Below are 21,203 nucleotides of genomic sequence, written 5' to 3'. Positions count from 1 at the left end.
TACAGATGAGCCGTACCCTCAACCCGGTCGCCCTGCGCGAATACGACATACGCGGGGTCGTCGGCACGACGCTCGGCGAGGACGACGCTTACGCCATCGGGCGCAGCTTCGGCACGGTGGTGCGGCGCGACGGCGGCCGGACGATCGTGGTCGGGCGTGACGGACGAACCACGTCGCGCGCCCTGGAGGCGGCGCTGATCCAGGGGCTGACGCAGAGTGGCCTCGACGTGACCCGGATCGGTCTGGGCCCGACGGCCATGCTCTATTTCGCAGAGGCGACGATCGGTGTCGACGCGGGCATCATGGTCACCGGCAGCCACAATCCGGCCGAATATAACGGCTTCAAGATGGTGCTGCGCCACGGTCCCTTCTTCGGTTCGATGATTCAGCAGCTCGGCGCGATCAGCGCGGCCGCCGATTGGGAAGAGGGCGCCGGTCGCGTCGCGGACATCGACCTCATCGATGCCTATGTCGACCGTCTCGTCCAGGATTTCGACGGCGCCGCTTTCCGGATCGGCTGGGATGCGGGCAACGGCGCCGCTGGACCGGTTATCGAGCGGCTGGTGAAGCGCCTCCCCGGGGAGCATCTCACCCTCTACACGAATATCGACGGCCGCTTTCCCAACCACCATCCCGATCCGACGGTGGAGACGAATCTCGCCGACCTCAAGCGCCTCGTCGCCGATCACGGGCTCGATTTCGGCGTCGCGTTCGACGGGGACGCGGATCGCATCGGCGCGGTCGACGGCGAGGGTCGCGTGGTCTGGGGTGACCAATTGCTCTCCATCCTCGCCGAGCCGGTGCTGGAGGCGCTTCCCGGCTCGACGATCATCGGTGACGTCAAGGCAAGTCAGGCCCTTTACGACCGGATCGCCGAGCTCGGCGGCACGCCTCTCATGTGGAAGACCGGCCATAGCCTTATGAAGTCGAAGATGAAGGAGACCGGCGCACCTTTGGCGGGCGAGATGAGCGGGCACATCTTCTTCGCTCACGAATGGTACGGCTTCGACGACGGGATCTACGCAGCGGTGCGGCTGATCCGCGCCGTCAGCCGGCTCGGCAGCTCCCTCACCGCGCTCCGATCGGCCATGCCGCCGCTCGTCAATACACCAGAGCTGCGCTTTCAGGCGGACGAGACTCGCAAGTTCGTGGTGATCGAGGAGGTCCTCGCCCGGCTCCAAGCGCAGGGCGCCACCGTGGATCGCACCGACGGAGCACGGGTCAGCACCGACGACGGCTGGTGGCTGCTGCGCGCCTCGAACACCCAGGACGTGCTCGTCGCCCGTGCCGAGGCCAGGGACGAAGCCGGCCTGGCGCGGCTGCTCGCCCAGATCGATGCCCAGCTCGCCCTGTCGGGCGTGTCGCGTGAGCCGGAGACCCAGCATTGATGCCGAAGATCTATCCCGAAGCCCTGCTGTTCTGCATCCTCTGGGCGGCGCTCGCCTTCTTCGGCTGGTCCGCGATCGGCTGGAAGGCCGGCTTCGCGCTCACTCTTGGTCTGTTCGTCCTGATCATGCCGGCCAGCGCCTTCACGCTTTCCCGAACCGGCAATTTCGCGATCGAGCGGGGCGTTCGCTGGTCGATCCTGATCGTCGCGGCCCTCGTCGCGCTGGCGATCGCCAACCTTTAATCGTCCTCGTCCTCGCGGCCGACGAGGTTGAGCTCGCGCGCCTTGATCTGGCGGGTCATGCACCAGTGCATCAGCGCGTCCTCGCGGCCGTGGGTGATCCAGACCTCGCGCGGCTGGAGCTCGGAAATGGTGTCGGTGAGCTCGTCCCAGTCGGCATGATCGGAAACGATCAGCGGCAATTCGACATTGCGCTGGCGGGCCCTTTGCCGGACCCGCATCCAGCCCGACGCCATCGCCGTGATCGGCTCCGGCAGCCGGCGGGACCAGCGATCGTTGAGGGCGCCGGGCGGCGCGACGACGATATGGCCGCGGAGCGCGTCCTTGGCGGCGCCGGTCGCCGGGCGGATGTCGCCGAGATCCACGCCCTGCTCCCGATAGAGGTCGCACAGCCGCTGCAGGGCTCCGTGGATATAGATCGGCTCGTGATAGCCGCGGCCCCGCAGTTCCGCGATCAGCCTCTGCGCCTTGCCCAGCGCGTAAGCGCCGACCAGGACGCAGCGCTCCGGATTCTCGCGCAGGCGCAGGAGCAGGCGATCCATCTCGCTGGCGGTGTTCGGATGGCGGAAGACGGGGAGCCCGAAGGTCGCCTCGGTGACGAAGACGTCGCAGGGCACCGGCTGGAACGGCGCGCAGGTGGGATCGGGCCGGCGCTTGTAGTCGCCCGAGACGACCACCCGCTCCCCCTTGTGTTCCAGGACGATCTGGGCCGAGCCGAGGACATGCCCGGCGGGCACGAAGCTGACGTCCACCTCGCCGATCCGCAGCACCTCGCCATAAGCGACGGCATGGCCGCCCGGCTGAGGGCCGTAACGGCAGTCCATGATCGCCAGCGTCTCGGGCGTCGCCCAGACCTGGTCATGCCCGCCACGGGCGTGATCGGAATGGCCGTGGGTGACGAGCGCCCGCGGCTTCGGCGACGACGGGTCCACCCACGCGTCGGCGGGTTTGACGTAGATGCCTTCGGGAAAAGGCTCGATCCAGGAACCGAGACGGGCCATTGAGAGCTATATGGTTCGAAACGCCGCCGGTGCAAAGCCGCGGCCCACAGAGTGGAAGGATCGGACCATGGACGCGGGTGGAACCAATTGGGCGCTTCTCAACATCGTCGGACCTCTTCTCCTGCTCGTCGTGCTCGCTTGGGCATTCCTGCGCAACCGCAAGTCGCGGAGCGGCATCGATCGCACCGAACGGTCGACGCACGAGCTTTACGATGAGGAGGAGGCCCGCCGCCGGGGGCAAGACGAGGTTCGCTGAGGCTGCGGGAGACGCGGCAGCAGCGCGCGGGCCGAACCTTGGCTGACGAGGCTGCGCCGCCCGTCATTGAACGAGGCGCACCGGCGCTGCCGCCGGTGGTCGCCGACTGGTTTGCAGGCAAGGGCTGGGCGCCGCGGCGCCACCAGCTCGATATGCTCGCCGCCGCGCGCCGCGGCCGCAACGCCTTGCTGGTGGCGGCAACCGGCGCCGGCAAGACGCTCGCCGGGTTCCTGCCCAGCATCATAGAGCTGGCGGAGGCGCCCGCCGAAGGGCTTCACACCCTCTACGTCTCCCCGCTGAAGGCGCTCGCCGTCGACGTGCAGCGCAACCTGCTGACGCCGATCGAGGAGATGGGCCTGCCCATCCGGGTGGAGACCCGCACGGGGGATACGCCGTCGGATCGCAAGGCCCGGCAGCGGGTGCGGCCGCCGCACATGCTTCTGACCACCCCCGAAAGCCTCAGCCTGCTGCTCAGCCACGAAGACAGCACGCTGCTGTTCGCTGGGCTCAGGACGATCGTCATCGACGAGGTCCATGCCTTCGCCACCGGCAAGCGCGGCGACCTGCTGTCCCTCGCCCTGGCGCGCCTGCAGAAGCTCGCGCCCGGGCTGCGCCGCGTTGCCCTTTCGGCGACAGTCTCCGATCCCGAAGCCTATCAGGGATGGCTGGCCCCGCACGGCGATATCGAGACGGTCGAGCTGGTCCTCGGCGACCCCGGGGCGGAGGCCGAGATCGCGATCATGCTTCCGGCGGACGAGCGCATCCCCTGGTCCGGCCATTCCGGCCGCTGGGCGAGCGAGAACGTGATGCGGGAGATCGAGCGCCACAAGACCACGCTGATCTTCTGCAACACGCGGAGCCTCGCCGAGCTGATCTTCCAGGATCTTTGGACGGTCAATGAGCAGCATCTGCCGATCGGCATCCATCACGGCTCCCTCTCGATCGAGGCGCGGCGCAAGGTCGAGGCGGCGGTCGCCGCCGGGAAGCTGCGCGCGCTGGTCTGCACCGCCAGCCTCGACCTCGGTGTCGACTGGGGCGACGTCGATCTGGTCATCCAGATGGGTGCGCCGAAAGGCTCGTCGCGCCTGCTGCAGCGGATCGGTCGCGCCAACCACAGGCTCGACGAGCCGAGCGAGGCGATCCTCGTTCCAGGCAATCGCTTCGAATATCTCGAGGCCCGTGCCGCGCTCGATGCGATCGAGGAGGGGGAGCTGGATCCGGAGATTTTCCGCGCCGGCGCCCTGGACGTGCTCGCCCAGCACATCATGGCCGCCGCCTGCGCGGCGCCTTTCCGCGAGGAGGAGATGCTCGACGAGGTGCGTTCGGCGGCGCCTTATGCCGGCCTTTCCGCCGATCTCTTTCGCCAGGTCCTCGGCTATATCGAGAGCGGCGGCTATGCGCTGCGCGCCTACGACCGTTTCCGCCGGCTCACTCGCGAGGAGGGTCCGGAGGACGGTGCAATCATATGGCGAGTCTCGCATCCGCGGTTCATCCAGCAGCACCGGATGAACGCCGGAATCATCGTCGACGCCCCCCTGCTCGACGTGCGCTTCCGCAACGGGCGCAAGCTCGGCACGGTGGAGGAATATTTCGGATCGACCCTCTCGCCCGGAGACACGTTCTTCTTCGCGGGACTGGTTCTCGAGGTCGAGCGGATCGACGGCACCGATCTCCTCGTCCAGGCCTCATCCAAATCGGCGCGGATCCCTACCTACATGGGCGCGCGCATGGCGATGTCGACCAACCTCGCCGACCGTGTCCGCGCCTTCCTTCACGACCGGGAGCAGTGGCGGCGCTTTCCGGACGACGTTCGCGACTGGCTCGAGGTCCAGGACTATCGCTCTACCCTGCCGGCACCGGACCAGCTGCTCGTCGAGACCTTCCCGCACGAACACCGCCACTACATGGTTGCGTACAGCTTCGAAGGCTGGAACGCGCATCAGTCGCTCGGCATGCTGATCACCCGGCGGATGGAGAGCGCCGGCCTCAAGCCGCTCGGCTTCGTCTCCAACGATTATGCGCTTGCCTGCTACGGGCTGGAGCCGATCGAGGATCCGGCCGCATTGTTCTCACCCGACATCCTCGAAGACGAGTTCGTCGAGTGGGTGCAGGGCTCGAACCTGCTGAAGCGCGCCTTCCGTGAGGTGGCGGTGATCGGCGGCCTGGTCGAACGCCAGCACCCGGGGAAGCGAAAGTCGGGCAAGCAGGTCACCTTCTCGACTGACCTCATCTACGACGTGCTGCGCCGCTACGAGCCGGATCATCTGCTGCTGCGCGCGGCATGGGAGGACGCGAGGACGCGGCTGACCGACGTCAGCAGGCTGGCGCGGCTGCTCGATCGCGCGCAGGGGACGATGATCCACGTGCCGCTCGACCGCGTCTCGCCGATGGCCGTGCCGGTGCTGGTGATCGTCGGCCGGGAGGCGACCGCGACCGGGCTGGCCGAGGACGCGCTGCTGATCGAGGCGGAGAGCCTCGCCGAGACGGCGATGCGGAAGGACTGAACCTCGCGGCGCTACTGGCGGACGGCGCCGCCTTCGCTCGGATAATGGAACAACTGGATGTCTGTGCGCGGGTGGCGGCGTCCGCGGAGGAGCGCGCCGACTGCCGCGCCGCCGACCAGCAGCGCCGCCGGGGCGAGCCGGCTGCGGCGTTCCGGCTTTTTGGTGGCTCGTGGCGCCGCGACGGTCGCTTCGGCAACCGACGCGTGACGGACGGGCGAGGCGTGTCGAGCGGGAGTCGGTGCAGCAGCGACCTCCTTGCCCGGCTGCGGACCCGCCACCGCCGCCGCCGCCGGGTCCTTCGCCGCCTGCTGGCGTTCGAGTTCGGAGTTGAGCTCGCCGCCCATCAGCAGGATATAGCCGGTCAGATAAAGCCAGGTGAGGAACACGACGACGCCGCCGAGCGCGCCGTAGGTCGCATTGTAATTTCCGAATTTCGAGACGTAGAAGCTGAAGCCGAGGCTGGCGAGCACCCAGAGCAATGTCGCGACGGCCGATCCGGGCGTGATCCACCGCCACGGCGCGTCGGGCCGGTTGGGACCGTAGCGATAGACCAGAGCGATTCCGGCGCTGACGATCGCGCCGGCGCCGAGCAGCGCCAGGCCCTGCAGCAGGACGTGGACCACGGGCGAGCTGAACGGCAGGAGGGTCTCGATGAAGCCGACGGCCGAGATGGCGAGGGTCGCAACCAGCAGCATCGCCACCATCCCGACGGTGATCGCGATCGAGAGGAATGTGCGCGCGATGAAGCCTCGCGTCTCCTTCACCTCATAAGCCACGTTCAGCGCCGTCACGATCGCCGCAGCGCCCTTGCTGGCTCCATAGAGGGCGAGGCCAATGGCGAGCAGCAGGCCCAGGCCCTTGCCGGCGCTCTGATCGCCGGTGATCGCCTGCAGCTGGTCGGCGATGATCGAGGCCGCCTCCCGGGGCAAGGTGCGCGCCAGCGTCTGGATGTGCTCGGAGACCGTCTGCGGATCTGCGACCAGGCCGTAGGTCAGCACAACCGAGGCAAGCAGGGGGACGAACGCGAGGAAGAGATAGAAAGCGACACCGGCTGCCAGCAGGCCGACATTATCGTCCCCGGATTCCTTCCAGGTGCGGGTAAGAACCTGCCGCCATTCGGAGAAGGCGGGCCATTCCACGGCTTTGATCTTCATGGAGGCGAGAACAGCGCCCCTGCGTTCGCGGTTCCCTCGGCGCCCCTCGCTATTCGGCCGCGGCGGGGGCGACGCCGCGATATTGAGGCCACGCCTCGCGCACCACTCGCAGGGCCGAGCGGAAGAAGAGGAAGGCGATGATCGCAGCAATTACCGCATCGGGCCAGGGCGAGGCGGTGAGCGAGACGAGCGTGGCGGCAGCCAGGACCCCGACATTGGCGAGCACGTCATTGCGCGAGCATTCGAACGTGCTGGAAAGGTTCACGTCGTGGCGGCGATAAGGCCACAGCAAGGCGACGCAGCAGAGGTTGGCGACCAGCGCCATGCCGCCGAAGAGCAGCATCACGCTGGAGATGGGCGGATGGCCCCAGACGATCTTGACGACGATCTCGATCAGCACACCGACGCCGAGCAGCAGGATGAAGCCGCCCTTCGCCAGCGCCATGCCGGCCCGCCAGCGCAGCGATCGATCAAGCGCGTAAAGGCTGATCGCGTAGACTGCCGCATCGCCGAGCATGTCGACTGAGTCGGCCATCAGCGCCGCGGAATCCGCGATGAGACCGGCCCCGAATTCGAGGATGAACATCATCGCATTCAGCATCATTACCACGACGAGAACGCGCCTTATGTCCTTGTGCAGCGCGATCCGCTCGAGCTCATGGCCCTTGTCGTGGCAACAATGGGCGCTCACTCGGCGGCGACCTCGACGGGGTCCCGCGCCGTCGCCGCCTCGATCTCGGCGGCTTTCGCCTCGACCAATCTTACAATGTGATCGACCATCTCCTCGTCGCGGACGTGGTGATCGGTGACGCCGGAGAGGAAGACCATGTGCTTGCCGTTGCCGCCGCCGGTGATGCCGATGTCGGTCTCGCGGGCCTCGCCGGGGCCGTTTACCACGCAGCCGAGCACCGAAAGCGACATCGGGGTCCGAATATGGGCGAGCCTGTCCTCGAGCGTCTGCACGGTGCGGATCACGTCGAAGCCCTGGCGTGCACAGGACGGGCAGGAGACGACCCGGACGCCGCGATTGCGAATGCCAAGGCTCTTCAGGATCTCGTAGCCGACCCGCACTTCCTCCTCCGGCTCCGCCGATAGCGAGACGCGGATCGTATCGCCGATACCGAACCACAGCAGCGAGCCGATGCCGATGGCGCTCTTCACCGTGCCGCCGCGCAGGCCGCCGGCCTCGGTGATGCCGAGATGCAGCGGGCAATCGACCGCTTCGGCGAGCTGCTGATAGGCGGCGACCGCGAGGACGACGTCCGATGCCTTCACCGCCACCTTGTATTCACGGAAGTCGTGATCCTCGAGCAAGCGGATGTGATCGAGCGCGCTCTCCACCAGCGCCTCCGGGCAGGGCTCGCCATATTTCTCGAGCAGGTCGCGCTCCAGGCTGCCGGCGTTCACGCCGATGCGGATCGCGCAGCCGTTCGCTTTCGCCGCATTCACGACCTCGCGCACCCGCTCGGCCGAGCCGATGTTGCCGGGGTTGATGCGCAGGCACGCGGCGCCGGCGTCCGCCGCCTCGAGCGCACGCTTGTAGTGGAAATGGATGTCGGCGACGATCGGCACCCTGGCGGCGCGAACGATCTCGCGCAGCGCGGCCGTCGACGCTTCGTCCGGGCACGAGACCCGGATGATGTCGGCGCCGGCCTCCTCGCAACGGCGGATCTGGTCGATCGTCGCCTTCGCGTCGGCAGTGACGGTGTTGGTCATCGTTTGGACGGTGACCGGCGCGTCGCCGCCCACGGCGACATTGCCGACCATGATCTGGCGAGATGGACGGCGCGCGATATCGCGCCACGGACGAACGGACATGAGCTCTATATAGGCCCTTGACCCTCAAGGCGAAAGTCGCACCGATACGGACCTTGTGCGGGACCGGAGGACTTTCGGTGCAGGCGTGATCAGCCCTCCCCCTTTTCGTCCTTCGGCGGGCGGCCGCGGCGGCGCTGCTCGGGCGGGGCGATCCGCACGCCCCGCCGCTGCAGCGCCTCGCGCAGCAGGCATTCGATTTCTGCGTTGACGCTGCGCAGATCGGCCGCCGCCGCGCGTTCGAGCGCTTCCCACAAAGTAGGCTCGATGCGCAGCGGGAAGGCCTTTTTCGGCGCGGGCATGGTGAGGCTATTGGTAGAGCGTGCCGGTGTTGACCACGGGCTGCGTGTCCCGCTCCGAACAAAGCACGACCATCAGGTTCGAGACCATGGCGGCCCGGCGTTCGTCGTCCAGCTCGACGACCTCCTTTTCGGAAAGCATCTGCAGCGCGCTCTCCACCATGGTCACGGCGCCGGTGACCAGCTTCTGCCGCGCGGCGATCACCGCCTCGGCCTGCTGGCGGCGCAGCATCGCCTGGGCGATCTCGGCGGCATAAGCGAGGTGGGTCAGGCGGCATTCGTCGATCGTGATGCCGGCGACCGAAACGCGGTCCTGGAGCTCCGTCTTCAATTCCTCACTGACCACGTCGGCATGGCCGCGCAGCGTCGTCTCCTGATGCTCGATGTCGTCATAAGGGTAGCGCGCTCCGATGGCGCGGACCGCGCTCTCGATCTGGACGAAGACGAACTTGGTGTAATCATCGACGTCGTACAGGGCTTGGGCGGTGTCGGTGACCCGCCAGACGACGTTCGACGCAATCTCGATCGGATTGCCGCGAAGGTCGTTCACCTTCAGCCGCTCCGACGTGACGTTGTGCACACGCGTGGAGATCTTGGTTCGGGTAAGCCAGGGCCAGCGCCAGCGTAGGCCGGCCTTGCGATCGGTTCCGCGATAATCGCCGAACAGCAGGATCGCCGCCGCCTGGTTCGGCTGCAGGAAGTAGAAGCCCGCCGCGACGAACAAGGCGCCGAGGACGCCAAGGACGAACAGGGCCGCCCCAGGCAGAGGAATGCGCGACGCGATCAGCGCGAAGCCGCCGATCGCCGCAGCGGCGAACAACAGGAGCACCAGCAGCATCGCATAGCCGCTGAACGTCTGCGCCTGGCGCTCGCGCGAGAGACGAAGTGCCCGCAGATCGGAATTTCCTTGAGACGAGATCATCATCCATGCCCTCCCTAATAATGATATCATATTTATATCGCAATCTGAGAGCAAGCAGATTCGGCAGGCCGGTTGCCGGTGCGCCCCGGCACGGATAGGGGACGGGGGCGTTACCCTCTGGCCGGAAGCGGAGCCCCCGATGAGCGATCGTTCGACACCCTGGAAGCTGGTCATCCACGGCGGCGCGGGGGTCATCGAGAGGCATCTCCTGTCCGCGGAGCAGGAGGGGGCGATCCGGGCGGCGCTGGACCACGCGTTGAAGACCGGCGCGGCGATCCTGGAGGCCGGCGGCAGCGCGCTGGACGCGGTCGAGGCGACTGCCCGGGAACTCGAGGACGATGCACATTTCAACGCCGGTCGCGGATCGGTCTTCACCTACCAGGGCACGATCGAGATGGATGCCGCCATCATGGACGGCCGCAACCGGAACGCCGGAGCCGTCGCCGGCGTGACCGCCACCCGAAATCCGATCACCCTCGCCCGAACGGTGATGGAGCAAAGCCCCCATGTCTTCCTCAGCCGCGAGGGCGCCGATCAATTCTCGCGCGATCACGATCTCGAGCAGGCACCGCCGGAATATTTCGCGACGCCGGAGCGCCGCGCCGCGCTCGAGGACATGCGCTCACAGGCCGACTATTTCGATGCGGACCTGAAATACGGCACCGTCGGCGCGGTCGCAGTCGATTCGAACGGACATGTGGCGGCCGCCACCTCGACCGGCGGTCTCACCGGCAAACGTTGGGCGCGGATCGGCGACACTCCGCTGATCGGCTGCGGCACCTATGCCGACGATCGCGCCGGTGCGGTCTCGGCGACCGGGGCCGGCGAATTCTTCATCCGGGCGACCGTCGCTCAGGAGATCTGCGCGCGCATGCGGATGCTGGGCGAAGGCGTGCGAACCGCCGCGGACAGCGTGATCGCCGACGTCGGAGCGCTGGGCGGGACCGGCGGCGTGATCGTCGTGACGTCAGCAGGCGAGGCGGCCTTTGCGTTCAACACGCCCGGAATGTATCGCGGCGTTGCTTCGGCGGATGGCCGCCGAGTCGCCATCTACGCGGACGAATAGCCGCAAAATCAGTCAGATAAGCGCGGTCGTTTCCGGCGGCCGGCTGCAGCGCACGAGTATCCCGATGTTCAAGCGTATCCTCCCCTTCCTCGCCCTCCTGCTTGCCGCATCGCCCGCGGCTGCCTGGTGGGAATATGGCCATCATACCGTCGGCCGGATCGGCTACATGACCGCCAGCCCGGCGACCCGGGCGAAGATCGACCGGCTGATCGCCCAGGCCCGGACGCTCGAAACTCCGACCTGTCCGATCCGCGACATCGAGGACGCCGCGTACTGGCCGGACTGCATCAAGACGCTGAAGGAGCGGTTCAGCTACAGCGCGTCCTGGCATTATCAGAATGTCGACGTGTGCAAGCCGTTCGACCTGAAGGAAGCCTGCAAGGACGGCAATTGCGTGTCCGCGCAGATCGAGCGGAACGCCAAGCTGCTTGCTGACGAGACCCTGCCGGTCCGGGAGCGGCTGATGGCGCTCGCCTTCCTCGCCCATTTCGTCGGCGATCTGCACATGCCGCTGCACGCCGGGGATCGGGGCGATCTCGGCGGCAACCGCCTCGGCGCCAATTACGGCGTGATCGGCGGGCGTACCAACCTTCACTCGATCTGGGACGGCTATCTTGCCGATCGCGGCATCTCCAATCCTCCAGGCGAGGCGGCAGGCATCCTGTCGGAGCTCGACCCCGGCGAGCGCGCCGTTGCGGCTCAGGGCTCGATCGAGGATTGGAGCCGCGAGAGCTGGGAAGCGAGCCGGGATTACGCCTACGCTACCGTGCTAGGCGATCCCTGCGGCCCGACTCCGACAGCGCGACCGACGATCGACGAGGCGACCACGCGGCGGCTCGTGCCGGTCATTCGCAAGCAGATCGCGCGCGGCGGGCTTCGGCTCGGACGACTGCTGGACGAGGCGCTTTCGTAGAACTCTCCTCTCCGCGCAGGAGAAAGGCGGCCTTCAATCGACACGGGTCACACACTGATTCGCCCCCCTCTCCCGCAGACCGGGAGAGGGGGAGACCGCCTCATTCCGGCACCACCGTCACCGCACGGCGGTTCTGGGCCCAGGCGCTCTCGTCGGAGCCCAGCGCCTCGGGGCGTTCCTTGCCCCAGCTGATGACGTTCATCCGGGTCGGCGAGATGCCGCGGCTCTGGAGGTAGTTCTTGGCGGCGTTGGCGCGGCGGTCGCCAAGAGCGAGGTTGTACTCGCGGGTCCCGCGCTCATCGGCGTGACCCTCGATCGTCACCCGCACGTTCGGGTTCGCCTGCAGCCAGGCGGCCTGCGCGTCGAGGATGCGGCGATCCTCGTCGTCGACCGAATAGCTGTCCGTCTCGAAGAAGATCCGATCCTGGCCTTGCCCGACGGTGCGGAGGAAGTCGGCGCGCGAGCCGGGTACCACGGTCGTCCCGACGTCCTGGCCAGTCCCGTCATTGCCGGTGGTCGTGCCCTCGGATCCGGCCGGAGGCGGCGGAATTTCCTTCGGGTCCTTCTTCCCGCAGCCCGCGGTCAGGGCGAGCGCAGCGGCGATCGCGACGATCTTGAGGCTGGCTGAGTTCATCGTCTTCTCCTCTTGCAAATCTGTCACGGCAGGAGCGGCCCCCAGGTTGGGTCCGATCCCTCCAGTGGCGTCGGGATCCGGCGCTCGTTCACGCCAGTCAGATCGACCTGCCACACGCTCGAGCCGCCATTTCGTCCCTGGCCGGTGCGGAAGAACTGCAGCACCCGCCCGTTGGGCGACCAGGTGGGGCTTTCGTCCTGCCAGCTGTTGGTGAGCAGCCGCTCACCGCTGCCGTCCGGGGTCATCACGCCGATGCGGAAGTTGCCGGCGATCTTGGTGAACGCGATCAGATCGCCGCGGGGACTCCATTCCGGCGTGGCATAAGAGCCTCCGCCGAAGCTGATCCGGTGCTGGTTCGAGCCATCGGCATTCATCACGTAGAGCTGCTGCTTGCCCGAGCGATCGCTCTCGAACACGATCCGCGAGCCGTCCGGCGAATAGCTGCCGCCGACGTCGATGCCGGGCGTGTTGGTCAAGCGTTGCGACGGCCCGCCATTCACCGAGACGCGGTAGATGTCGGTATTGCCGGCGACGGCCATCGAGTAGAGGATCCAGCGACCGTCGGGCGAGAAGCGCGGCGCGAAGGTCTGGTTCGCGCTCTCGGTGACCACCCGCTGCCGGCCGGTGCCGATGTCGTAGATGTAGATCCGCGGCCGGTTGTCGATGTAGCTGAGGTAGACGATCTGCTTGTAGTCCGGCGAGAAGCGCGGCGTCAGCACGGTCGACTGGCCGTTGGTCAGGAAGCGATGGTTCGCCCCATCCGAATCCATGATCGCCAGCCGCTTCACCCGCCGATCCTTCGGGCCGCTCTCCGCGATATAGGCGATGCGACTGTCGAAAAACGGGCTCTCGCCGGAGAGGCGGGCATAGATGGCGTCGGCGCATTTGTGCGCTGCCCGGCGCCAGTCGCGCGGCGCCACCACGTAGCCGGCGCGGGTCAGCTCCGATCTGAGGGCGACATCGTAGAGATAACAGCCGACGGTGAGCTGCCCGTCGGCATTGGCGCGAACGAACCCCTGGACGAGCGCGGCAGCGCCCGTGCCGGCCCAATGTTCGAAGGCGGGCGCCGTGACCTCCGGAAAGCTCACGGCGCGAACACCGCCCGGGCCGACCGGCTTGAACAGGCCGCTGCGCGAGAGATCGCCTGCGACCACTTCGGCCACCTGGCGGCCGAGCGCTTCGGTGGTGCCGGCGACGGTGCCGACCGTCTCCGGCGTCGGCATCACCGGAACCGCGATCGTCATGTCCTCGGCGCTGGTGTCGGTCACGTCGACGCTGAGCGGCCCCTGGGCGGCAGAAGCGGTCGCGACGCCCAGGGCGAGGCTGGCCAGGATCAGTTTCTTCATTTCGATAGCCTTCTGTCGAACGTCAGCCGGATAACTTTCCAAGCATCGTAGGATTGAGGTGGAAGTCGAAAGGGCGCCGCCCGACGGATCGCGCGGACGGCATTGTCTTGATGCCGCTTGACCAGGGCGGCCGTGGCGGTCGTCGCACCGGTCGTGCCGATCGGTTCGACATTCGTGATTTCGCCCGTGGGAGACAGGGTCAACTCGACCGTCGTCTGCATCTGCTCGGCGCCGGCTCCGGCAGGAGCCTTCCAGTGCGGCTTCACCTGCCGGATGACCTCGAGTGCGAGCCGTGCGTGCTCCGCCCTCCCCGGCTGTCGCATCGTCGCCTCTGAGGTGCGCGTCGGAGGCATGGCCTCACCTGCTGCCTGTGCCGCCACGCTGGCGGCTAGACAGGCGATGAGTCCGGCGAGCAGGGGCAGCAAGGCCATGGCTAGAGCCTCCTGTCGAAGGTGGGCTGGATGACCTTCCAGGCCTCATAATATTCGGCGGGCAGGCGGAACGGAGCGGCGAGGCGGATGGCCCGCACCGCCTGCTCCTGATGCAGTTTCACCTGCGCGCGGTTGCTCGCAGTGATACCGGTCGTTTCGATATCGCCGATGTCGACGACCGCACCGCTACGCGACAGCGTCACCGTCACGACGGTGCGCAACTGCTCGGCATCGGCGCCCGTCGGCGCTTTCCAGTGCGGCTTGAGCTGGCGCTGAACCTCGGCGCGAAGGGCGCTCCGCTGCGCTGAGCCAATCGTGCTGGCCGGCGGCGTGGTCGACTTGCTCTGCGAGGGCGTCGCGCCGATGCCGCTCAGCAGGCCGTCGAGGCGCCCGGTCGAGCGCGGATTGTTGGACGCCTTTGATTGCGCCTGGCCGCCGGGGGCCGGCTTGGGGTTGCTCCTGGGCGGAGCCGGTTTGGGCGCAGCCTTCGGCGGTGCCGCTTTCGGCTGTGGCTGGGGCTGAGGCGGACGACGCACCGGCTGCGGCGTCGGCCGCGGGGCGGGCGCGGGCGGCGCGGCCCTGGGCTCGACGCGCGGCTGCGGCTGCGGCTCGACCTGCGGCGTTGGCGTCGGCTCGGGGAGCGAAGGCGCGGCAACGGGCTCCGGCGGGCCTTCCACCTCTCCCAGCATCGGCGCGGGCGCCTCGAGCGTTGGCGTTGGAGACGCGCTTTGCAGCGCGACCTCGTCGACCAGCGAAACCTCGATCGGATCGTTGCGGACCGGCATGTGGACGGTGGCGAGGCCGAGCGACAGCGCCGCGAGCAGGGCGGCATGCCCCGCGAACGCGATACCGAAGCCAGTCGCCTCCGTCCGGTCCATCACTGGCCCTCGCCGGCGACGGTCACCAGGGCGACCTTGCGGAGGCCTGCATTGTTGATCTCGCCCATCACGGCCATCACGCGGCCGTAGTCGAGGCCGCGATCGGCGCGCAGGAATACGCGCGGACCGCCTTTCTCAGTAGCGCCGGAGGCAATCGCGGCGAGCCGCGCGCCAAGCTCTTCGGCCGGCACCGGCGTGTCGCCGAGGAAGATCGCGCCCGACGGATCGAGCGAGATCTGCACCGGCTCCTGCTCCTGGTCGAGAGCGCCTGCCTTGCTGTCGGGCAGATCGACCGGCACGCCGGCGGTGAGCAGCGGCGCCGTGACCATGAAGATGATCAGCAGCACCAGCATCACGTCGACCATCGGCGTGACGTTGATCTCGGCCATCGGCGTGCGACGGCTCCTTTGCCCGCCGCTGTGGATGGGGCCCATCGCCATGATCAGCCCTCCTGGTCCAGCTCGCGGCTCAACGTGCCGTGGAAGCCGTCGGCGAAGCGCTGCAGGCGGGCCTCGATGCGGTTCACGCCATAGGTCATGCGGTTGTAGGCGATGACCGCCGGGATGGCGGCGAACAGGCCGAGGGCGGTGGCAAACAGCGCCTCGGCAATGCCCGGCGCGACCACGGCGAGGCTGGTGTTGTTGGCGCCGGCGATTGCGGTGAAGCTGCGCATGATCCCCCAGACCGTGCCGAACAGGCCGACGAACGGCGCGACGGAGCCGACGGTCGCGAGGATGTTGAGCCGACTGGCGATGCGATCGACCTCCGCGCCGACCGCGGCGTGCATCGCCACGGCCAGGCGGGCGCGCGTCCCTTCACGGTCCACCCGCGCGCCGGCGGTCGAGCGGCGCCATTCGGTGAGGCCGGCGGCAAAGACCTTGGCGCTCGGCACGTCTTCCTTGCCGCGCTGATCGTAGAAGCGGTCGATGTCGTCGGCCTTCCAGAAATCGCGCTCGAACGTCTCGCTTCCGGCGGAGAGGCGGCGAACCTTGAGCCAATGTCCGATGATGATCGCCCAGGTCCACAAGCTGGCCAGGAGCAGGCCGATCATCACCGCCTTGACGACGATATCCGCCTGGAGAAACAGGGCCACCGGCGACATCGCACTGCTCGCCATCTCGACATTCGCCACGCTCATTTCTCTCCTTGCAGCCGCTGGAACTCTGCGACCCAGGCGCGCGGCTGGCGCCTGGGACGGCCTTCCGGAGTGAGGAAGGCGGCCGTCACATGCGCGTCGACGAGCAATTCCTCTCCCCGGATGACCTGTTGATGAATGAGCACGCTCGCCGCGCGTATCTCCTCGATCTTCGTGACGACGAGAAGGTCGTCGCCGAGCTTTGCCGGTGCCTTGTAGCGGACCGCGACCTCGGCCACCGCATAGACGCCTTCGCCCGCTTCCAGCGCGCCGCGCTGATCGACGCCGATCGCGCGCAGCATGTCCGAGCGCGCCCGCTCCATGAAGCGGAGATAATTGGCGTAATAAACGATACCGGCGACGTCCGTGTCCTCGAAATAGACGCGCACGGGAAACAGGTGCGTGCCGCCCTGAAGCACGCCGTTCGCCGGAAGTGGCATTTCCCCGCCCATCGCTTCGGCGTCTAGGGAGCGGGAGTCATGGGGGGCAAGCCCCTTCGGCCGTCGCGGGACGAGCCGAAGGGTTTCTGCGTCGAGCGCTGGTCAGCGCCGCGCCGCCGCCTGCGCCTCGACGAGGGCGATCAGATCGCCTTGCGCGAGAGACATGTCGGCAAGGTGCATGCCCCAGCCGGGCAGCGGTCGTCCGGCCACCGCGACGTCGCCAGGGATCTCGTCGGTGCGCGCGTCCGCGGGATCGGCACTCACCATCACGGACAGATAGCCGACCGGCCCCCGATTGACACAGGTCGCAGAGACCAGGCCCTCTGTCCTCAGATAGGTGCTCGGCGGCGCCCCCTCGCTCGACCATCGGATGGTGTCCGGATTGCCGCTCAGCAACACGCCGGTCGGCCAATAGCTGTCCAGCGCGGTGCTTTCCTTGCGTAGCCGCGCGGGGTTCGTGCAGGCGGCGGTCATGCCGGGCGTCGTCGCGCGGCCGAACATCGCACCGGGCGGGGGCGGGTTGGTGGCGCGAAACGACGTGTAGGTGATCACGCAGCCGGTCTCGCCGACGCGGCTGCACAAGGGCATCTTCTTGAAGGTTCCGCCGACCAGCGCGCCCTCGGGGACCTCGACCGGAAAGCCGAGCAGGATCGCCGAGAGCATCCTCGAAGCGGCCGGTCCATTCTCGATCTCGGAGGCGAGCAGACGGGTCAGGTGGATCGTGCCCTGGCTGTGGCCGATCAGCACGAACGGACGCCCCTGATTGCGGTTCTGGAGATAGTCGCGCCAGGCGGCGAGCACGTCCTCATAGGCCGTGGCCATCGCCTGGGCCGCACCGCCACCCCCGGAAAGCTGGCCGAGCAGGGCCGCGAGCGTCGCCTGTCGATAGATCGGCGCGAACGGACGGCAGACGCCGGCGAAGCGGGCGAACTGGGCCTGGGCGGTATAGGTCTCCTCCGGACCGGCCTGCAGGTCCGAGTTCAGGCCCGCGTCGCGCGAGACGGTGGGATAGACGTAGAAGCAGTCGATCTTCGGATTTGCCGCCGGCTTCGCCTGGCCGGTCGAGCCGTAGCCGTTCGGATTGAGCGCGGTAGTCGGGATCGGCTCGGCGCAGATGTCGGCGCGGCCCGGCAGGCACAGCCAGCTTGCCGCCTGGGTGTAATCGGGCGCGCCCGCCGGAGCCGGCGGCGCGGCGGGAGCCTGCTGCTGCGCGAGCACGGGCGCTCCGACCGCCAAAAGCGCGCCGAGCGCCAGTTTCCCCAAGATCCCCATGTCCCCTCCCTCTCGTTGTCAGTCGAACAGCCCGTCCTGGCCATTTCGCGGCGGCGTCAGCCCCAGATGCGTCCAGCCGCGCCCGTTGAGGCAGCGCCCGCGCGCCGTGCGGGCGATCAGGCCGAGCTGGATCAGATAGGGCTCGATCACTTCCTCGATCGTGTCGCGCGGCTCGGAAAGGCCAGCGGCCAGAGTTTCCACGCCGACCGGCCCGCCCTTGTAGATGTCGGCGATCATGTGGAGGTAGCGACGGTCCATGGCATCGAGGCCGAGCTGATCGACCTCCATACGGTTGAGGGCAGCGTCGGCCGCTTTCGCATCGACCTCCTCGTGCCCCGCGGCATGCGCGAAGTCGCGGACCCTGCGCAGCAGCCGTCCGGCGATGCGCGGGGTGCCCCGCGAGCGTCGCGCAACCTCGTGCGCTCCGTCTGAGGTCATCGGCAGGTCGAGCAGCCGCGCGGCGCGGCGGACGACCTGCTCGAGCTCTTCCACAGAGTAGAATTGCAGCCGCACGGGAATGCCGAAGCGATCGCGAAGGGGGGTGGTGATCAGCCCCTGCCGGGTCGTCGCGCCGACAAGGGTGAAGCGGGGCAGATCGATCCGCACGGAGCGCGCCGACGGTCCTTCGCCGATCATCAGGTCGAGCGCGCGGTCCTCCATCGCCGGATAGAGCACTTCCTCGACCGCAGGACTCATCCGATGGATCTCGTCGATGAACAGCACGTCACCGTCCTCGAGATTGGTGAGCAGCGCCGCGAGATCTCCCGATTTGGCAATGACCGGGCCGGAGGTCGCGCGGAAGCCGACGCCGAGTTCTCGAGCGATGATCTGGGCGAGCGTCGTCTTCCCGAGCCCAGGCGGCCCGAAGAAGAGAACGTGATCGAGCGCGTCGCCGCGGCTCTTGGCGGCCTGGATGAAGACGCGCAGGTTCTCCCGCGCCGCCTTCTGCCCGACGAATTCATCGAGCGTCTTCGGCCTCAGCGCCGCGTCGAGATCCTCCGGACGGCGGCCGCCGCTCACGATACGTTCCTGCTCCACCGCGGCAGCTTTAGTGCACCTCAGCGGGCTGTCGAGGGCCTATCTTGTCGCTGCCGATCAGCGCGCCGCTTTCTTGAGCGCGGCGCGTACCAGGGCGTCGAGCGTCGTGCCGGGGCCGAGCTCCGCCTCCGCCTTGGCGACGGCGGCGGCCGCCTCGCCGGGCTTGAAGCCGAGATTGGCGAGGGCCGAGGCGGCATCGGCGCTGACGCTGCCGGGCGGCGGCGGCGCCACGCCCGGCACGCCTGCGCCAAGCACCACGCCGCCGGCCTTGTCCTTGAGCTCGTGCGCGATGCGTTGCGCGAGCTTCGGGCCGACCCCATTGGCTCGGCCGAGCATGCGATGATCGCCGCTGGCGATGGCGCGGTGAATCTCGTCGGCCGAGAGCGCCGAAAGGATGGCGAGCGCCACCTTGGTGCCGACGCCCTGGACCGAGCGTAGCAGGCGGAACCAGTCGCGCTCCTCGCCCGTCGCGAAGCCGATCAGGCGGATGTCGTCCTCCGACACCTGCATCTCGGTATGGATCACCACTTCGCTGCCGATCGCACCTAGCGCCGAGAGGGTCCGCGAGGAGGCGAAGACGAGATAGCCGACGCCGTTCACGTCGATCACCGCCGTCTCGGCGGTGAAGCCGTCGAGCAGGCCGCGCAGCTTCGCGATCATGCCGCGTGGCTTCCGAGTGCGCGGGCGCTGGCGAGATGATGGGCGTGGGTGATGGCGACGGCGAGGGCGTCGGCGGCATCGGCGCCGGCAATCTTCACACCGGGCAGCAGCCGCGAGACCATGGCATGGACCTGCGCCTTGTCGGCGCCGCCGGTGCCGACCACCGCCTTCTTGACCAGGCTTGGCGCATATTCGCCGACGACGAGGCCGTGGCGGGCGGCGGAGAGCAGGACGACTCCGCGCGCCTGGCCGAGCTTCAGCGTCGACTGCGGATTCTCGTTCACGAACACCTCCTCGACGGCCGCCGCGGCGGGCTGGTGCTGGTCGAGCACCGCGCCGAGGCCCTCGTAGAGCAGGCTGAGGCGCGCGGAGAGCGCCGCCTTCGCATCGGTACGGATCTGACCATTGGCAACGTGGCCGAGACGGTTTCCGTCGGCGCGGATCACGCCCCAGCCGGTGCAGGCGAGGCCGGGGTCAAGGCCGAGGATGATCATTGCGTGCGGGCCATGGCGGGGTTGATCGGCATAGCCTTGATGATGGCGGAGTGGATGCTGGCCGTGAAGAGCGAAACGCCTCCTCGGCCGGCGTTCCGGCCATGCTAACCGAGCTTCTCGAGGACCTCGTCGGAGACTTCGTAATTGCCCCAGACGGTCTGGACGTCGTCGTCGTCCTCGAGCGCGTCGATCAGCTTGAGGAGCTGGCCGGCGTCGTCACCATCGACCGAGACGGGGGTCTGCGGGCGCCAGGCGAGCTTGGTGCTCTCGGCCTCGCCAAGCGAGCTCTCCAGCGCCTTGGCGACCTCGTGCAGGCTCTCCTGGGCGGTCCACACCTGGTGACCGTCCTCGTCCGATTCGACATCCTCCGCGCCGGCCTCGATCGCCGCCTCGAGCACGGCGTCGGCGCTGCCCGCGGCAGCCGGATAGGTGATCAGGCCGAGCCGGTCGAAGCCATGGCTGACCGATCCGGAGGCGCCGAGATTGCCGCCGTTCTTCGAGAAGATCGTGCGAACGTTGGTGGCGGTGCGGTTGCGATTGTCGGTCAACGCATCGACTATCAGCGAGACGCCGCCGGGGCCGAAACCCTCGTAGCGCAGCTCCTCGTAATTGTCGGCGTCGCCGCCGGACGCCTTTTCGATGGCGCGCTGGATGTTGTCCTTCGGCATCGATTGCGCCTTGGCGGCCAGCACGGCGGCGCGCAGGCGTGGGTTCATCGCCGGATCCGGGGTGCCCATCTTCGCCGCGACGGTGATCTCGCGCGACAGCTTGGAAAACATCGCGGAGCGCTTCTTATCCTGCGCGCCCTTGCGGTGCATGATGTTCTTGAACTTGCTGTGGCCGGCCATAGCCGCAACTCACCTTCGAATGGTTTGGAAGACGGCGCTGTGTAAACGCTGATCGGCGGAGGGGGAAGCGCCCGCACGGCGGGCGCGGGACACCGCGCCGCCGCCCGAGTCGCGGAGCCTCACTCGATGCCGAGCGCCGCCTTGTAGGTCTCGAGGAGCGCGTCCGCTTCCTGGCGGGCGTGTGCCTCCATCTTCCGCAGGCGGATGATCGCCCGCATCGTCTTGGTATCGTAGCCGCGCGACTTGGCCTCGAGATAGACGTCCTTCACGTCGTCGGCGATCGCCTTCTTCTCTTCCTCGAGACGCTCGATTCGCTCGATGAGAAGCCGCAGCTCCTCGGCCGCAACCGTACCTTCTGCCATTTGCCCTACCCCGGGATGTGATGAAATGAAGCGGCGCCTCTAGGACCTGGGGCTCCAAGGCTCAAGCCGTGGAATGCCTGAGTTGAAACGTCGGCAGAAGTGATTAAT

At 67.9% G+C, this 21,203-nt stretch carries 25 protein-coding genes; 6 read left to right on the top strand and 19 right to left on the bottom strand.

Going from position 1 to position 21,203, the window contains the following annotated elements:
* Window positions 1-5 precede the first annotated feature (5 nt).
* Both pgmG and E2493_RS01710 read left to right on the top strand, forming a co-directional pair.
* Entirely contained in the window at window positions 6-1,388 is a 1,383-nt protein-coding gene (gene pgmG / locus E2493_RS01715) for a phosphoglucomutase/phosphomannomutase PgmG (RefSeq protein WP_135083090.1), read from the top strand.
* Window positions 1,388-1,630, top strand: a complete 243-nt coding sequence (locus E2493_RS01710; RefSeq protein WP_135083088.1) for a hypothetical protein — start codon at window positions 1,388-1,390, stop codon at window positions 1,628-1,630. The genes pgmG and E2493_RS01710 overlap by 1 nt, the downstream gene beginning before the upstream one ends.
* Here the strand turns inward: E2493_RS01710 and E2493_RS01705 are convergent.
* Window positions 1,627-2,628, bottom strand: coding sequence for a ligase-associated DNA damage response exonuclease (locus tag E2493_RS01705; RefSeq protein ID WP_135083087.1), 1,002 nt, complete (start codon window positions 2,626-2,628; stop codon window positions 1,627-1,629). The two genes, E2493_RS01710 and E2493_RS01705, sit on opposite strands and share 4 nt — an antisense overlap.
* Window positions 2,629-2,695: 67 nt before the next feature.
* On the opposite strand from E2493_RS01705, the gene E2493_RS01700 reads away from it, so the two are divergent.
* Together E2493_RS01700 and E2493_RS01695 are read left to right on the top strand one after the other, a co-directional pair.
* Complete coding sequence (locus E2493_RS01700; protein ID WP_135083085.1) at window positions 2,696-2,884, top strand: hypothetical protein; 189 nt, start codon at window positions 2,696-2,698, stop codon at window positions 2,882-2,884.
* A 38-nt stretch (window positions 2,885-2,922) separates the two neighbouring features.
* Window positions 2,923-5,388 (top strand): ligase-associated DNA damage response DEXH box helicase, encoded by a 2,466-nt coding sequence (locus E2493_RS01695; RefSeq protein ID WP_225421075.1) that lies wholly within the window; start codon window positions 2,923-2,925, stop codon window positions 5,386-5,388.
* A gap of 11 nt (window positions 5,389-5,399) precedes the next feature.
* Here E2493_RS01695 and E2493_RS01690 read toward each other — a convergent pair whose 3' ends face one another.
* The 5 genes from E2493_RS01690 to E2493_RS01670 all read right to left on the bottom strand — a co-directional run bounded on the left by E2493_RS01690 (window position 5,400) and on the right by E2493_RS01670 (window position 9,581).
* Window positions 5,400-6,542, bottom strand: a complete 1,143-nt coding sequence (locus E2493_RS01690; RefSeq protein ID WP_135083083.1) for a YihY/virulence factor BrkB family protein — start codon at window positions 6,540-6,542, stop codon at window positions 5,400-5,402.
* Between the two features lie 49 nt (window positions 6,543-6,591).
* Complete coding sequence (locus E2493_RS01685) at window positions 6,592-7,233, bottom strand: cation transporter (protein WP_225421074.1); 642 nt, start codon at window positions 7,231-7,233, stop codon at window positions 6,592-6,594.
* Window positions 7,230-8,360, bottom strand: coding sequence for a flavodoxin-dependent (E)-4-hydroxy-3-methylbut-2-enyl-diphosphate synthase (gene ispG / locus E2493_RS01680; protein ID WP_135083082.1), 1,131 nt, complete (start codon window positions 8,358-8,360; stop codon window positions 7,230-7,232). The genes E2493_RS01685 and ispG overlap by 4 nt, the downstream gene beginning before the upstream one ends.
* An 89-nt stretch (window positions 8,361-8,449) precedes the next feature.
* Window positions 8,450-8,659, bottom strand: coding sequence for a toxin-antitoxin system HicB family antitoxin (locus tag E2493_RS01675; RefSeq protein ID WP_135083080.1), 210 nt, complete (start codon window positions 8,657-8,659; stop codon window positions 8,450-8,452).
* Between the two features lie 7 nt (window positions 8,660-8,666).
* A complete protein-coding gene (locus E2493_RS01670) occupies window positions 8,667-9,581 on the bottom strand; it encodes an SPFH domain-containing protein (RefSeq protein WP_404828284.1) in 915 nt (304 codons plus the stop codon).
* Between the two features lie 136 nt (window positions 9,582-9,717).
* On the opposite strand from E2493_RS01670, the gene E2493_RS01665 reads away from it, so the two are divergent.
* Together E2493_RS01665 and E2493_RS01660 are read left to right on the top strand one after the other, a co-directional pair.
* A complete protein-coding gene (locus E2493_RS01665; protein ID WP_135083078.1) occupies window positions 9,718-10,644 on the top strand; it encodes an isoaspartyl peptidase/L-asparaginase family protein in 927 nt (308 codons plus the stop codon).
* 64 nt (window positions 10,645-10,708) lie between these two features.
* Window positions 10,709-11,557, top strand: a complete 849-nt coding sequence (locus E2493_RS01660; protein WP_135083076.1) for a S1/P1 nuclease — start codon at window positions 10,709-10,711, stop codon at window positions 11,555-11,557.
* 100 nt (window positions 11,558-11,657) lie between these two features.
* On the opposite strand, the gene pal is transcribed toward E2493_RS01660, so the two are convergent.
* From pal to E2493_RS01595, 13 genes are all read right to left on the bottom strand, one after another.
* On the bottom strand, window positions 11,658-12,191 hold the full coding sequence (pal, locus tag E2493_RS01655) for a peptidoglycan-associated lipoprotein Pal (RefSeq protein ID WP_135083074.1): 534 nt from the start codon (window positions 12,189-12,191) through the stop codon (window positions 11,658-11,660).
* Window positions 12,192-12,214: 23 nt separating this feature from the next.
* Window positions 12,215-13,537, bottom strand: a complete 1,323-nt coding sequence (gene tolB / locus E2493_RS01650; protein ID WP_135083072.1) for a Tol-Pal system beta propeller repeat protein TolB — start codon at window positions 13,535-13,537, stop codon at window positions 12,215-12,217.
* Window positions 13,534-13,968, bottom strand: a complete 435-nt coding sequence (locus tag E2493_RS01645; RefSeq protein ID WP_135083070.1) for a TonB C-terminal domain-containing protein — start codon at window positions 13,966-13,968, stop codon at window positions 13,534-13,536. Before E2493_RS01645 ends, tolB begins: the two co-directional genes overlap by 4 nt.
* 2 nt (window positions 13,969-13,970) lie before the next feature.
* A complete protein-coding gene (locus tag E2493_RS01640) occupies window positions 13,971-14,846 on the bottom strand; it encodes a TonB C-terminal domain-containing protein (RefSeq protein WP_135083068.1) in 876 nt (291 codons plus the stop codon).
* Entirely contained in the window at window positions 14,846-15,286 is a 441-nt protein-coding gene (tolR, locus tag E2493_RS01635) for a protein TolR (RefSeq protein ID WP_135083066.1), read from the bottom strand. Before tolR ends, E2493_RS01640 begins: the two co-directional genes overlap by 1 nt.
* Before the next feature lie 2 nt (window positions 15,287-15,288).
* Window positions 15,289-15,984 (bottom strand): protein TolQ, encoded by a 696-nt coding sequence (gene tolQ / locus E2493_RS01630; protein WP_135083064.1) that lies wholly within the window; start codon window positions 15,982-15,984, stop codon window positions 15,289-15,291.
* A complete protein-coding gene (gene ybgC, locus E2493_RS01625) occupies window positions 15,981-16,421 on the bottom strand; it encodes a tol-pal system-associated acyl-CoA thioesterase (protein ID WP_318531670.1) in 441 nt (146 codons plus the stop codon). The genes tolQ and ybgC overlap by 4 nt, the downstream gene beginning before the upstream one ends.
* Before the next feature lie 102 nt (window positions 16,422-16,523).
* The gene (locus E2493_RS01620; RefSeq protein ID WP_135083060.1) at window positions 16,524-17,693 is read right to left on the bottom strand and encodes a DUF3089 domain-containing protein; all 1,170 of its coding nucleotides are present in this window, start codon (window positions 17,691-17,693) and stop codon (window positions 16,524-16,526) included.
* Window positions 17,694-17,711: 18 nt separating this feature from the next.
* Window positions 17,712-18,731, bottom strand: coding sequence for a Holliday junction branch migration DNA helicase RuvB (ruvB, locus tag E2493_RS01615; RefSeq protein ID WP_135083058.1), 1,020 nt, complete (start codon window positions 18,729-18,731; stop codon window positions 17,712-17,714).
* Window positions 18,732-18,788: 57 nt separating this feature from the next.
* Window positions 18,789-19,391: a Holliday junction branch migration protein RuvA gene (ruvA, locus tag E2493_RS01610; RefSeq protein WP_135083056.1), complete on the bottom strand. Its 603-nt coding sequence runs from the start codon at window positions 19,389-19,391 to the stop codon at window positions 18,789-18,791.
* Complete coding sequence (gene ruvC / locus E2493_RS01605; protein WP_135083054.1) at window positions 19,388-19,885, bottom strand: crossover junction endodeoxyribonuclease RuvC; 498 nt, start codon at window positions 19,883-19,885, stop codon at window positions 19,388-19,390. The genes ruvA and ruvC overlap by 4 nt, the downstream gene beginning before the upstream one ends.
* Window positions 19,886-19,989: 104 nt before the next feature.
* Window positions 19,990-20,733 carry a YebC/PmpR family DNA-binding transcriptional regulator gene (locus E2493_RS01600; RefSeq protein WP_135083052.1) on the bottom strand — a complete coding sequence of 248 codons (744 nt, stop codon included), beginning with the start codon at window positions 20,731-20,733 and terminating at the stop codon, window positions 19,990-19,992.
* A 119-nt stretch (window positions 20,734-20,852) separates the two neighbouring features.
* Complete coding sequence (locus tag E2493_RS01595; RefSeq protein ID WP_135083050.1) at window positions 20,853-21,095, bottom strand: DUF2312 domain-containing protein; 243 nt, start codon at window positions 21,093-21,095, stop codon at window positions 20,853-20,855.
* Window positions 21,096-21,203 lie beyond the last annotated feature (108 nt).

It is taken from the genome of Sphingomonas parva (ex Maeng et al. 2020) (assembly GCF_004564275.1).
Classification (GTDB): domain Bacteria; phylum Pseudomonadota; class Alphaproteobacteria; order Sphingomonadales; family Sphingomonadaceae; genus Allosphingosinicella; species Allosphingosinicella parva.
This window is presented reverse-complemented; position numbering and strand designations above follow the sequence as displayed.